The sequence below is a fragment of the Caulobacter sp. FV1ye6ST genome, from assembly GCF_058681225.1.
Genome location: NZ_CM178733.1, coordinates 399658 through 412106, shown reverse-complemented (window position 1 = coordinate 412106; position 12449 = coordinate 399658). Strand labels below are relative to the sequence as shown.

10 protein-coding genes are annotated in these 12449 nt (G+C 67.0%); 3 read left to right on the top strand and 7 right to left on the bottom strand.

Annotated elements, in window-relative coordinates; translation table 11 throughout:
• Positions 1-284 precede the first annotated feature (284 nt).
• The 7 genes from istB to ACW175_RS02055 all read right to left on the bottom strand — a co-directional run bounded on the left by istB (position 285) and on the right by ACW175_RS02055 (position 8594).
• Positions 285-1013: an IS21-like element helper ATPase IstB gene (gene istB, locus ACW175_RS02085; RefSeq protein WP_492100654.1), complete on the bottom strand. Its 729-nt coding sequence runs from the start codon at positions 1011-1013 to the stop codon at positions 285-287.
• Positions 1000-2514: an IS21 family transposase gene (istA, locus tag ACW175_RS02080; RefSeq protein WP_492100655.1), complete on the bottom strand. Its 1515-nt coding sequence runs from the start codon at positions 2512-2514 to the stop codon at positions 1000-1002. The genes istB and istA overlap by 14 nt, the downstream gene beginning before the upstream one ends.
• 872 nt (positions 2515-3386) lie before the next feature.
• The gene (locus tag ACW175_RS02075; RefSeq protein WP_492103019.1) at positions 3387-4352 is read right to left on the bottom strand and encodes an AraC family transcriptional regulator; all 966 of its coding nucleotides are present in this window, start codon (positions 4350-4352) and stop codon (positions 3387-3389) included.
• Positions 4353-4495: 143 nt separating this feature from the next.
• Positions 4496-5464, bottom strand: a complete 969-nt coding sequence (locus ACW175_RS02070; RefSeq protein ID WP_492103018.1) for an alpha/beta hydrolase family protein — start codon at positions 5462-5464, stop codon at positions 4496-4498.
• 360 nt (positions 5465-5824) lie between these two features.
• Positions 5825-6799 carry a fumarylacetoacetate hydrolase family protein gene (locus ACW175_RS02065; protein ID WP_492103017.1) on the bottom strand — a complete coding sequence of 325 codons (975 nt, stop codon included), beginning with the start codon at positions 6797-6799 and terminating at the stop codon, positions 5825-5827.
• Complete coding sequence (locus ACW175_RS02060) at positions 6796-7815, bottom strand: alcohol dehydrogenase catalytic domain-containing protein (protein WP_492103016.1); 1020 nt, start codon at positions 7813-7815, stop codon at positions 6796-6798. Before ACW175_RS02060 ends, ACW175_RS02065 begins: the two co-directional genes overlap by 4 nt.
• The gene (locus ACW175_RS02055; RefSeq protein WP_492103015.1) at positions 7812-8594 is read right to left on the bottom strand and encodes a fumarylacetoacetate hydrolase family protein; all 783 of its coding nucleotides are present in this window, start codon (positions 8592-8594) and stop codon (positions 7812-7814) included. The genes ACW175_RS02060 and ACW175_RS02055 overlap by 4 nt, the downstream gene beginning before the upstream one ends.
• A 189-nt stretch (positions 8595-8783) precedes the next feature.
• On the opposite strand from ACW175_RS02055, the gene ACW175_RS02050 reads away from it, so the two are divergent.
• From ACW175_RS02050 to ACW175_RS02040, 3 genes are read left to right on the top strand one after another with little or no spacing between them, the layout of a single operon-like run.
• Complete coding sequence (locus ACW175_RS02050) at positions 8784-9344, top strand: VOC family protein (protein ID WP_492103014.1); 561 nt, start codon at positions 8784-8786, stop codon at positions 9342-9344.
• A gap of 11 nt (positions 9345-9355) precedes the next feature.
• Positions 9356-10867, top strand: coding sequence for a bifunctional 3-(3-hydroxy-phenyl)propionate/3-hydroxycinnamic acid hydroxylase (locus ACW175_RS02045; RefSeq protein ID WP_492103013.1), 1512 nt, complete (start codon positions 9356-9358; stop codon positions 10865-10867).
• Entirely contained in the window at positions 10864-12444 is a 1581-nt protein-coding gene (locus ACW175_RS02040) for a bifunctional 3-(3-hydroxy-phenyl)propionate/3-hydroxycinnamic acid hydroxylase (protein WP_492103012.1), read from the top strand. Before ACW175_RS02045 ends, ACW175_RS02040 begins: the two co-directional genes overlap by 4 nt.
• Positions 12445-12449 lie beyond the last annotated feature (5 nt).

The following is a 12449-nucleotide window of genomic DNA, read 5'->3' as shown; positions in this document are numbered from 1 at the left end:
TAAATGTCATTTATCGCGCCGCCAACAACGGCCCGGTCGAGATTTCTCTGGCGCCTTAGCACAAATATCTCGTCAATCACCGAAAGTGTCAAACGGCGTTCAAAACTGACCCCCGATCGGCGTCCAATATTGACCCCTTTAGCCTCTGTTCCCGGACCGGCGGCGAGGCGCGTAGCGGTCAGCTAGCGCAGCGCGTCGCCGCCTAGTGAGCCACTGATCGTTCAGCCGCCCGGAGGGGGTCTGGGGGAGGTTGAACAAGTTGTGGATGACGCTGGGCGCGCCGGTCAGGCGCGGTTCCTGAGCCGCCAGCTGTCGTTGCCGGTCTCGACGATATCGCAGTGATGGGTCAGGCGGTCGAGCAGCGCCGTGGTCATCTTGGCGTCGCCGAAGACGGTGGGCCACTCCCCGAAGGTTAGGTTGGTGGTGATGATCACCGAGGTGCGCTCGTAGAGCTTGCTGACCAGGTGGAACAGGCGCTGGCCGCCGGACTGGGCGAACGGCAGATAGCCCAGCTCGTCTAGCACCACGACGTCCAGACGTGAGAGCTGGGCGGCCAGGGCGCCGGTCTTGCCGCGCCGGGCCTCGTCCTCGAGGCGGTTCACCAGATCGACGGTGTTGAAGTAGCGACCGCGCGCGCCGGCCCGCACAACGTTGGCGGTGATGGCGATGGCCAGGTGGGTCTTGCCGGTGCCCGTGCCGCCGACCAGGACGATGTTGCGGTGATCGGCCAGGAACGAGCCGGCATGCAGGGCGCGGACCAGGCCCTCGTTGATCGGCGAGCCGTCGAAGGTGAAGCGCGCCAGATCCTTCATCGCCGGCAGCTTGGCGGCTGTGATCCGGTAGCGGATGGAGGCGGCCTGGCGGTGCGCGGTCTCGGCCTTGAGCAGGTCGGCCAGCATCTCCAAGGCGGTGCGATTGCGCTGCAGGCCCGTGGTCACCGCGTCGTCGAACGCGGCGGCCATGCCCTTCAGGCCCAGTTGGCCCAGGGCCTCGATCATCTCATGCCGCTGCACGGGGACCTCGCAGCAGGTCGTAGCGGGCGCAGTCGGCGATCGGCGGGTGGCGCAAGGCCAGGGCCTGGGAGGTGGTGATCGCCTCGGGCCTGGGCGGCTCGCGCCGGCGGGCCAGGATGTTGAGGATCACCTCGTCGCTGGCGGCGCCGGCGTCGAGAGCTTCGCGGACCGCGTCGTCCACGGCATCCAGGCCGTCATCGAGGATGCTGGCCAGCACCCGAACGAAGCGCCGATCGGCCTCGTCACCCGAGCCCAGCCGCTTGCGCAGCCGGGTCAGGGCGGGCGGAAGAGACCAGTCCTGGAACGGCGCGCCGTTGCGCAGCGCCCCGGGCTTGCGGGCCAGGACCGGCAGGTAGTGCCAGGGATCGTAGACGGTGTGGTCGCGGCCAAAGCCGCGGGGATGATCGGCCACCACCTCGCCGTCGCACAGGACCATGACCCGGTCGGCATAGGCGCGGATCTGCACCGCGCGCCGCGCCGCCCTGGCCTCCACCGAGTAGCGGTTGCGGTCGAAGTTGATCAGGCAGGTGGCCTGGGCGACGGCCTCGACCTGGTGGAAGCCGTCGAAGGGACCTACGAACGGCGCCAGGAACGGCCGCTCGGCCTCGAACACCTCCTGGACCGTGCGGTCGCGATACTCGGGGTGACGATCGTTGCGGGCCCGGCGCTCGCACTCGGCTTCCAGCCAGCCGTTCAGCTCCTCCAGGGTCCTGAACCGAGGGCGCGGCTTGAAGATGTTGTCGCGGGCGTAGCCGACCTGGTTCTCCACCTGGCCCTTCTCCCAGCCCGAGGCCGGGGTGCAGGCCACCGGCTCGATCAGGTAGTGGGAGCACATCTGCTCGAAGCGCCGGTTGAAGCGCCGGGTCTTGCCGGCGAACACCGCCTCCACGGCGGTCTTCATGTTGTCGTAGATGCCTCGCCGGGTGACGCCGCCGAACAGCGCAAAGGCCCGGGCATGGGCGTCGAACACCATCTCCTGGGTCTCGCGTGGATAGGCCCGGATGTAGAAGCGGCGGCTGTGGCTGAGCCGCAGGTGGGCCACCTTCACCGTCAGCGGCGTGCCACCGATCTCCACCTGATCGTGGCTCCAGTCGAACTGATAGGCGTCGCCCGGCGCGAAGCTCAGGGGCACGAAAGCCTCGACCGGCGAGCTGACGCCCCGGCGCTGATCGGCCCAGCGCCCCGCGTAGCGCCGCACGGCGTCGTAGCCGCCGTCATAACCCTCGCGGCTCAGCAGGTCGGCGATCCGCGTCAGGGTCAGTCGGTCCTTGCGGGCCCCGGACGCATTGGCCTCCAGCATGCCCTCCAAGCGGTCGATGAAGGTCCCCAACTTGGGATGCGGCTGCTCGCGCCGCTCGTACTCCAGCGAGGTCTCTCCCGACCTCAGAACCTTGCGCACCGTGTTGCGCGCCAGGCCCATCTCCCGCGCGATCGTCTTCACGCCCTTGCCCCGCGCGAAGTGCTCGCGCCGGATCTTCGCCACCGTCTCCAATACCAACATCCCCGTCTCGATCCGCGACTACACAAGCCGCCGATCTGGCCATCAAAGCCTCAAGGACAGGGGGTCATTTTTGGACGCCGATATCCCCGAGAAGGGGGTCACTTTTGCAAGCCGAAACACAATGGAGCGCGCGTTCAAGCTAGGGCGGGACGGCGCGCCCGCTGCGGACACAACGGGGCTGACTTGGGAAGAAATTCCGCCCCGGGCCCGCGAGGCTCTAACCTCCCTTGGCATCCGGACACGACCCATACATGGGTGCGACAAACGAGACCTGACGCTCACAACAATTGAGGTTGAGGGTCGCTTACGTTGGCGCGCTGAGGATGCCGCCGAAACCGCCCACAGCTACCCGCCTGTCGCCATTAATCCGTTGGTCAAGCTGGGCCTCTTGGAGCCCCCGCTAGACAGGCCCGACGCCTTGGCTCTGTCGCCCGCCGGTATCGCCGCCTTCGACAGCTATTGGGAGCGCCACCTGGCCAGGGACCCAAGCTTACCCCTCGCCGGTATGCGCCCAACCAAGCGAGGGATCTAGCGCCAACGCCTTGGCGGATTTAATCCGCAACGGAGCTTGCGGCGCTGCAAGTCAGAGCCAGTCTTTGCCCGCTATGGCTCCATCTGTGTAACGGCCGCTGGCGCGACAGGCGCGGCGCTGCCTTCATCCTGCGGCGCTGGCTCTGCTGTTGCGACACGGAGGAATTGAACCGCCGACCGCTATGGTCAACTGGCCACCGGTGGACAATAGGACCCCATTTTAAAGGATAATTGGCCGCCAGTGGCCAATTGCCGGAGAGCAGGGGGAACGTGAACCTCCGACGCGGGCGTTCAGGTCGCGCTATCACCAGACGTTGGTGCCCCACGCGGCAAGCGGACCTTCAATGCAGCACCTCGGACATCTCGGGTTGCGTTCCAATTCCTGCGCGCCACTCGCCCGGCGAAATGCCCGCCCAGTCCTTGAAAGCCCGATAGAAGGACGTGGCGTCCTGATACCCGAGCAGGTAGGTCACCTCGTCGATGTGAATGGCGGGATCGGCGAGCAGCTGTTGACTCAGCTCGCGGCGCGCATCCGAGAGCAGCGCTCTAAATGTCGTGGCCTCATCGGTTATCCGTCTTTGCAGCGTGCGTTCGCTCACCCCCAGAACCCGCGCGACGTAGGCCACCTCGGGGCGTCCGCTAGCGAGAGAGCGCTTGAGAACCGATTTCACGCGGTCGGCGATCGTGTGTCCTTCATGGATCTCAGCGAAGGCCGCAGCCAATCCCGGCGTCACCAGATCGAGAAACTCGGGACTGTGTCCGGGGAACGGCGCAGCCAGATCCTCGGCATGAAAGATCATCGCGTTTCGCGGGGCCGCGAACACCAAAGGCGCGCCGTAATAATCCTCGAGTTTGCGGTTCGCCGGGCCAGCTCGCTGATATTCAATTCGCGCCGGTGAAATACGCCTGCCGGTTCCTCGGCGACCCAGCTCCAGTAGGAACATGAAGCTCAGATCGACGGAGACCGCCGGTTCTGCCTCCATTGCAAACGGCCATTCCTTGATGATCGTCCAGCGCCCGTTCGCCTCCTCCGTCCTGAACACCTCGCAGGCGCCCATCCGCTTGAAGCGCTCGATACGCTGGATGGCGTCCCGAAAGTCGGACGCGTAGAGCGCGGAAATGAAGGCGGGCTGGTGGCCGCAGCGATCGGCGCCGTCAAGCAGCCGCAGCGCCACGGCGGGATCGTCCGCGATGGTCTCGAGCGCCTTCCAGATCGCGAACAGCTGGGCCGTCGAGAGGGTCGCGGCGGCGTCGAGGTGAAGGGTCGATGAAAGCCCGGCCGTGCGCAGGATCTTGGGCGGTTCCAAACCCGCGCTCCGCATCGCTCGCCAAAGCGTCGGCGGAAATCGGCCTCTGTCAATCACTGGCGACGTCATGTGCGTAGCTCCTTTTCCGCGCTTGCGCCGGTCCTGGCCATCCACGTGAGAATGGCCAGGAACGGGCGGCTTCGCTAGCGCAGGTCGACTCGCGCCTGCGAAGAGGCTTGGCTTTGCAACGCGTCGCGCGCGGCCGCCCAGGCGCGGTCGTCGCCATCGAAGGCGGAGCGTAGATAGGCCCATGTCATGCGCAGGACGACCTCCAGGCGGTCGGGATCCTCGTCGTCGGTCTCCCTCGCGTCGTAGCCGGAAATGCCGCCCAGGCCGTGCTTGGCGCCGAGGACCGTCATCAGCGCCTCGGCGCCAGGGCTGCCGTAGTAGGGGTCGGCATGCCAAGCCGGCCCCCGGACCGTGAGGTGGGCCGAGGCGTCGTCACTGCCGACAACGACTAGGTGCCTGGTGGTCATGTGGGAAAAGTCGGGATTGAAGAACCCGTAGTTGGTGCGCGCCATCTCACTCAGGCTGTCGCCACCATTGCCAGGCGCGGTGAGCAGCACGCCAGCCTTAATACGCGCCTCCAACAGGTTGACGTCCTGGGCCTCCGGGTCCGTCGGATCGGTGAGCCGGGCTCCCAGCAGCATGCCGGCGGTCTGTCCGCCCATAGAATGGCCGACAACCGCGACCTTGGCGCGATCCAGCCGCCCCTTGAAGGTCGGCGCCAGCGCCTCGATCTCGTCCAGGCGGTCCAGGATCATGCTCATGTCCTCGACGCGCGAGCGCCAGAACAGCGGCCCGCCTGCGGCGCCGGCCGGAAGGCCCGCGACCTTGGAGTTCAGGTGGGTGGGCTGGATCACGACAAAGCCGCGCTCGGCGTAGAAGTTGACCAGCGGGCCGTAGCCATCCTTCGAGGGGATGTAGTTCGAAGGGCCATGGCCGTGCGAAAGCAGCACAATGGGCAGGGCGTCGCCCGAAACGGGCCCGGTGATCCGCAGCTCAAGCGGCACGCCCCGGCCCGGCGCGTCCAGGGTGATCGGGCTGAACGACACCGTGGTCCCGGTGCTGTCGACCGGGATGTGACGTGCGTCCTTAATGAGGTTGTTCATGGCTGCCTTCTCCAGGATCAGAGCGCCTCGGCAATCATGGAGATCGCCGGCGCCGATGAGGGGAAGTTAGGGCAGCGGAGAATTTGAACATTCACCAAGCGCGCCATTCGACTAGCGGACCGCGCCAACTCGTTATTGGAATGAGCAGCGTCGGCGTGCACGGTTTGGGGGCTCCCCGCCCTCCCGATCCGAAAGTCCGCGCCGCCGCCGATGTGCAGCCTGACCTTCGCATTGCTGGCGTTCCCGACGCTGCCTCCGGACACCCACGCCCGCTGGCTTGCCGCCGTGAGCAACAACGGGTCCACGATGGTGGACCAGTCCCGCGCGGGCATCGTGTCCCCGCGCGGGACGCCCCCTGAACTAAGGACCGTCGTAGCACTCTACGCGCTGATCGATGGCTCCGAAGATCGAGCGCCCTTCGCCATCGGTCATCTCGATGCGGATGGTGTCGCCAAACTGCATGAACGGTGTAACGGGCGCGCCCGAGCGGAGAGTCTCGATGACGCGCGCCTCCTGCAAGCACGAGCCGCCGGTCCTCTCGTCTTCATTGGACACGGTGCCCGAGCCGATGATCGTACCCGCGCCCAAAGCTCGGGTGCGCGCCGCGTGTGCAATCAGGCGGGGGAAATCGAACGAAAGGTCCTTGCCGGCGTCCGGCGCGCCAAAGAGCTTGCCGTTGTACGTGACGCGTATCGGCAGGCAGAGGCGACCGCCATCCCAGGCCTGCCCCAGGGCGTCGGGCGTGACCGCGACGGGGGAAAAGGCCGAGGACGGCTTGGACTGGAAGAAGCCAAAACCCTTGGCCAGTTCCGGCGGGATCAGGTTGCGCAACGAAACGTCGTTGCACAACATCACCAGCACGATGTGCCCAGCGGCGTCTGCTTCCGAAACCCCCATCGGCACGTCGTCGGTGACAATGGCGACCTCTCCCTCAAAGTCGATGCCCCAGGCCGCGTCCGCGATCCTTATGGGGTCGCGGGGACCGATGAAGGTGTCGGACCCGCCTTGGTACATCAACGGATCGCTGTGGAAGCTGGGCGGCATCTCCGCCCCCCGGGAAGCTCGTACGCGCGCCATGTGCGACAGATAGGCTGAGCCATCACACCACGCATAGGCGCGCGGGAGTGGCGAGTGCGCCTGATGCGGGTCGAAGCTCTGTCCTCCGCCGGCGACCAAGGCCATGGCTTCGGCCCGCAGAACCGGCTCGGCGGCCGTCCAGTCGTCAAGTGCGTCCTGCATGGTGGAGTAAGACGAACACGCACAGCGCGACAGGTCGTCGCTGACCACGACGAGCGCACCATCGCGGCCGCCGCGCTTAAGGGTGGCCAGTTTCATGCAATTTTCCCCGGTTCGATAATGATTTTCCCGTACACCGCCCCCCCGGCGGCCAGGGCATAGGCGTCGGCGGCCTGGTCGAGCGTGAACCGAGCGCCCACGGGGGCGCGCAGCCGGCCCTCGGCCGCCAGGGCCAGGGCGGCATTTTCGTCCTCGACGCTGCCCAGCGTCGCCCCCGACACCACCAAGCGCGCGGTGTAGAGGCGCGAAAGTTCAAGGCTTGCCCGTACGCCCGGCGCGCCCGCCGAGCCCACCAGTCGCCCGTCGCGCCCCAAGGCGGCCAACGCCGCCTCCCAAACCGCCGGCGCGCCCGTGGTCTCAATCACGCCCCGTACCGAGCTCGCCAGCGCTGGCAGCTCCTCATAGCTCAGCGACGAGGCCGCGCCCCATTCCAGCGCCAGCCTAGCTCTGGCCGGGTCGCCGGCCGCTGCGATGACCTCCACGCCCGCGGCGGCGGCGATCTGAACCGCAGCCGCGCCGAGCGCGCCCGCCGAGCCCGTGACCAACAGGCGCTCGCCGGAAACAAGGCCTAGGCGGCGGCGGAGCATGTGCATGGCCAGGGAGCCGTGACGGACGGCGAAGCTGGCGTCGATTGCCGAGACACCCGCCGGGATGCGGCGGGCGGCCGACACCGGGATTGCGCAATGGGTTGCAACCCCGCCCCACCGCGCCATGCCCAGCAAGCGGGTCTGCACGCACGCCTCGGTTTGGTCCTGACGACAACCTGCGCACTCGCCGCACCGAACAGGCGCGGCGGCCACGCGATCGCCAGGCGCGAATTCGGTGACCTCGGCGCCCGCGGCGACCACGACGCCGGCCGGATCGATGCCTGGCACGTGAGGCAACGCAGGCTTGATCGGCCAACGCCCCGCCATCACTGCGCCATCGAGGTTGCGGTTGATCGACACCGCCTCGACCAAGATGATCAGCTCGCGCGGGCCTGGGGCGAGGTCAGGCAGCGCCTCGATCTTGAGCGCGCCCGCCCCTTCGAACGCCCGGAGAACCGCCGCCCTCATGCCGCGCGCTCCGCCGCGGCGATCCTGGTGACCAGCCGTCCCAGGCCTTCGATCTCAATGCGCATTTCGTCTCCTGGCTTGAGGATTATGTTTTTGCGGACGCCACATCCGGCTGGCGTGCCGGTCGCCACTAGGTCGCCTGGCGCAAGGCCCACGCGGCGCGACAGGTAGGCGATCTGTTCGGGGATAGACCAATGCATCTGGCGGCTGCTGGAGTCCTGCATCAGCTCGCCGTTGAGCCAGAGGCGGATCTGAAGGGCGTGAGGGTCGGCGATGAGGGGGGCCGGCGTAATCCAAGGGCCAACGGGCAATGAACCCGGGAAACACTTCTGCCCGATCCAGTCATAGACAAACGAGACGTCCGTCCGCTTCATCAGGTCCCGGGACGATAGGTCGTTGACGATGGTGTAGCCGGCCACGCAGTCCATCGCGTCGCCTGTGCTGACGTGTCGGGCTGGACGGCCGATCACGACGGCGATCTCCGCCTCCCAGTCGAGCCGCGCGCCCGGGTGGGGAAGGGCCACGACAGCCTGGTCGGCCACGATCGAGGCCTGACCCGGCTTAAGGAAGAAGAAGGGCTCTGAGCCCGCCTTGGGCGCCGGCGGGCGCCCGATCATTTCAATCACGTGATCGACATAGTTGGCCCCCGCACAGAACACGGCTCCCGGCCGCACGGGCGGGGCGAGCTCGACCGACGACAGGCTCAGAGGCGTGCCGTTGGCTTTCACCGCCCGCGCCAGCCGGTCCGCCGCCTCCCAATCTCCGATCAGGCTGATCACAGGCCGCCCTAGCCGAAAGACTGAATCACCGAAGACCGCCGCAGCGTCTTCGCCCTCTTCGCCCCTGACTACCGCTAACCGCCAATCCATAATCGCCCTCATTCAATCAGTCGATTGACTGAGGTGCTAGCAGACATTAGCGTCTGTGGGAAGCGAGCAGCAGCAGCCTCGCGAGAGAGGAAACTGGTCATGAGCGCGCCGCCCGCCCCCGCAAGCCTTTCGTTTTCCCACGTCGGCTTGTTTGTCACGGACCTGGCGGTGATGGAGGGCTTCTACAAGCGCGTGCTGGGCATGGTGGTGACCGATCGCGGAGAACTGCCTGGCTCGAGCTTAGTGTTCCTGTCGCGCGATCCTCGCGAGCATCATCAATTGGTGCTGTGCACCGGGCGACCGCAGGACCTGGCCTTCACCACCGTCAATCAGCTGTCTTGGCGCCTGACGGATCTGACCGGCCTTCGCTCGGCCCACGCGCTCTTGAAGGCCGCCGAAGCCGGCGACATCCAGCCGATCAATCACGGCATCTCCTGGTCAGTCTATGCCCGCGATCCCGAGGGCAACCGGCTGGAGCTCTTCATGGATACCCCCTGGTACGTTCCTCAGCCCCTCCGAGAGCCGCTCGACCTGAGCCTCACCGACGACGAAATCTACGTTCAGGGCCAAACCCGCTGCGCAAGCGCGCCCGGCTACAAGCCGATGGCGCAATGGCAGGCCGAGACAGCCGACCGCATCAGCGTGGCGCTCCAGGCATGAACCAATACGACGTGGTCATCGTCGGGGCGGGCCCGACGGGCCTTGGCTTGGCCAATATGCTTGGGCAGCAAGGCGTCTCCACGCTGTTGCTCGAGCGCAACGCCGCCACGGCCGCCGAGCCCAGAGCGGTCATCATCGATGACGAAACCCTTCGCTTCCTGCAGTCTATCGGACTGGCCAGCGCGATGATCCCGCACGTCCGGGAAGGCCGTTCGACGCGCTACATGGCTAGCCCGAGGGCCAGCCAAGCCTTCGCCGAGGTCAATCCCCAGGGCAATGAGTACGGCTGGCCAAAGCGCCTGCGCATCCATCAGCCTGACCTTGAGCGGGTGCTTAAGGCAGGACTAGGACGATGGTCCAGCGTCACCGTCCGCTACGATATGGCTTTGCTTGATCTCACGCTGGAGGCGGACGGCGCGACCTTGAGCTTGGCGAGCGGCGAAAAGGTCTCGGCCCGGCGGGTCGTGGCCTGCGATGGCGGGGCCAGTCCGATCCGCCGCAAACTCGCCATCCCCACCAGCGGCGACAGCTACCAGGAGCCGTGGCTGGTCCTGGATCTGGTCGATGACCCGTTCGACCCGCCCGACACCCTGATTATTTGCGATCCGCGTCGACCGGCCGTGGCCGTCCCGGGGCCCTACCGACGCCGACGCTTCGAGTTCATGATCAAGCACGGCGAGCGGCGTGAAAGCTTCCTGGATCCCGCGCGGATCGCGCGGCTGTTGGCTGACTACGGCTACGGGCCGGACCACCCCGCCTCGATCGAGCGCCAGACCATCTATGTCTTCCATGCGCGTCACGCCGAGCGTTGGCGGCAAGGCCCGGTGCTGCTGGCGGGCGATGCAGCGCACATGATGCCGCCCTTTATGGGCCAGGGCCTCAATTCCTGCATGCGCGACGTATGGAACCTGGGCTGGAAGCTGGCGATCGACGCGCAGCGACGCGCGGACGGGCGGCTGCTCGACAGCTATGAGCAGGAGCGTCGCCCGCATGTGGAAAAGATGATCGAGACGTCGGTCACGGTGGCCGAGCTGGCGATGACCACCAGCTATGCGAAGGCCTGGGCGCGCAACCTTGCCTTTGCACTGGCCAGGAGCATCCCGTCAGTCCGGCGCTATATCAACGGCCAGTTCTTCAAACCCAAACCGGAAATAACGGACGGGCTCTTCGTCGCGCCCGCCGGTCCCCGGGGCCTAGTCGGCAAGATGCTGCCCCAGCCCAGACTGAGCGACGGGCGGCTGCTCGATGAAGATTTGGGAAGCGGCTTCGCCCTGCTCGGGGTGGGGTTTTCGCCGGCGCCGCGCCATCCGCTCTGGAGGCGGCTGGGCGCGCGGGCCGTACGTTTAGACCCGCAGGGTTGCTCGACGCCGGACATCTTCGAGCCGCTCGGGGGCAAGCTCCTGGTCGTGCGGCCTGACCGCTACGTCGCCGCGGTGTTCGACCCGGCCGACGAGGACGTCGCCGCCCAAGCCTTGTCCGAGTTGATGGGCGTGAGCGTCCCAAGCCTTGAGGCCGCCCAATGACGCAAGCCCGCGTAACGGTTCTGATCGTCGGCGCAGGCCCGGTTGGCCTGACCTTGGCCAATCTGCTCGGCGAGGCGGGCGTTGAAACGGTCATCATCGAAGCCAACGCAGCCACATCGGATACGCCCAGGGCCATCCTGATCGACGACGAGTCCTTCCGGACCTTTCAAGCCATCGGCCTAGCCGACGAGATCCGCGAGGCCGTCGTCTATGGCACGGGCGCGCGTTACTATTCGGCCGCAGGGCGCCTTCTGGCGGCCGTGCGTCCGATGGTCGGGGCCTACGGCTTCCCCAAGCGCTCGGCCTTCGACCAGCCCGCCCTGGAGATGATCCTGCGCGCAGCGCTCGGTCGCCATGACTGCGTGACGGAGCGCTTCTCCACCCGGCTGACCGCCCTCACCCGCCACGGCGAGGGCGAGATCGCGTCGTTGGAAGGTCCGACCGGGCCAATGCGTATCGAGGCCGACTGGGTCATCGGCTGCGATGGCGGCCGCTCGACGGTGCGGACCCTGAGCGGCATCGAGATGCGCGGCGACAGTTTCGCCGAACCTTGGCTCATCGTCGACACCGCCAATGACCCGGACGACAGCCGCTTCACCAAGTTCATTTGCGATGCGGCGCGCCCGGCGGTCTCGGTCCCTGCCCCCCGCGGCGGACGTCGCTATGAATTCATGCTGCTGCCGGGCGAAAAGGCCGACGCCATGCTGGCGCCAGACTCCGTGGCGGCGCTTACCCGTCCCTATCGAGACCTGGACGGCGCCGACATCGTGCGCAAGACCGTCTACACGTTCCACGCCCTGACCGCGCAGCGCTTTCGCGACGGCCGGCGGCTGCTGCTTGGCGACGCCGCGCACATGATGCCGCCATTCGCCGGACAGGGCATGAACAGCGGCATCCGCGACGCGCACAATGTGGCCTGGAAACTGGCGCTGTGCGCGGCCGGAGACGCTGGCCCCGCCTTGCTCGATAGCTATGAGGCCGAGCGGCGCCCTCATGTCGAAGCGATGATCGCGCTGTCGGTGCGCCTTGGCCAAATCGTCATGTCGCGTTCGCGCGTGGGTTCTTGGGCGCGCGACGCCATTTTCACAGCTTTGTCCTTAGCGCCGGCCGCACGGGAATGGGTTGCGACCATGCGATGGAAGCCGCCGCCACGGTATGGCGCTGGCTGCCTCGACCAGGCCATCGTCGGGGCGGTTGGCGCAATGCTCCCCCAGCCGCTCGTGGCGTCCGGCGACGGAAGTCTGGTGCTGCTCGATACGCGGCTTGGCCCCGGCTTCACCTTGCTTTCGGCGGACCCAGCGGCGCTGGACGGTTTGTCCAGCCCGCTTTGGGATCGGCTCCGGGCCAAACGCCTAGTCGTCCTTGCCGGCGATCGCACGCCGCGCAGTGCCTCGGCCGTGGGGGACCGCGGCGACGTGCTCGCTCAGGTTCTGGCTCAACATCCCGGACAGGTCTTGGTCGTGCGACCGGACCGCTACGTGGCGGGCGCCTTTCATCCCATGGACGAAAGCGCATTCGCCGATCGCTTCCGCGCGCGTCTTGGCCAACCGGCGTCCAACGCCCGACGCTCCGCCTAAACTCT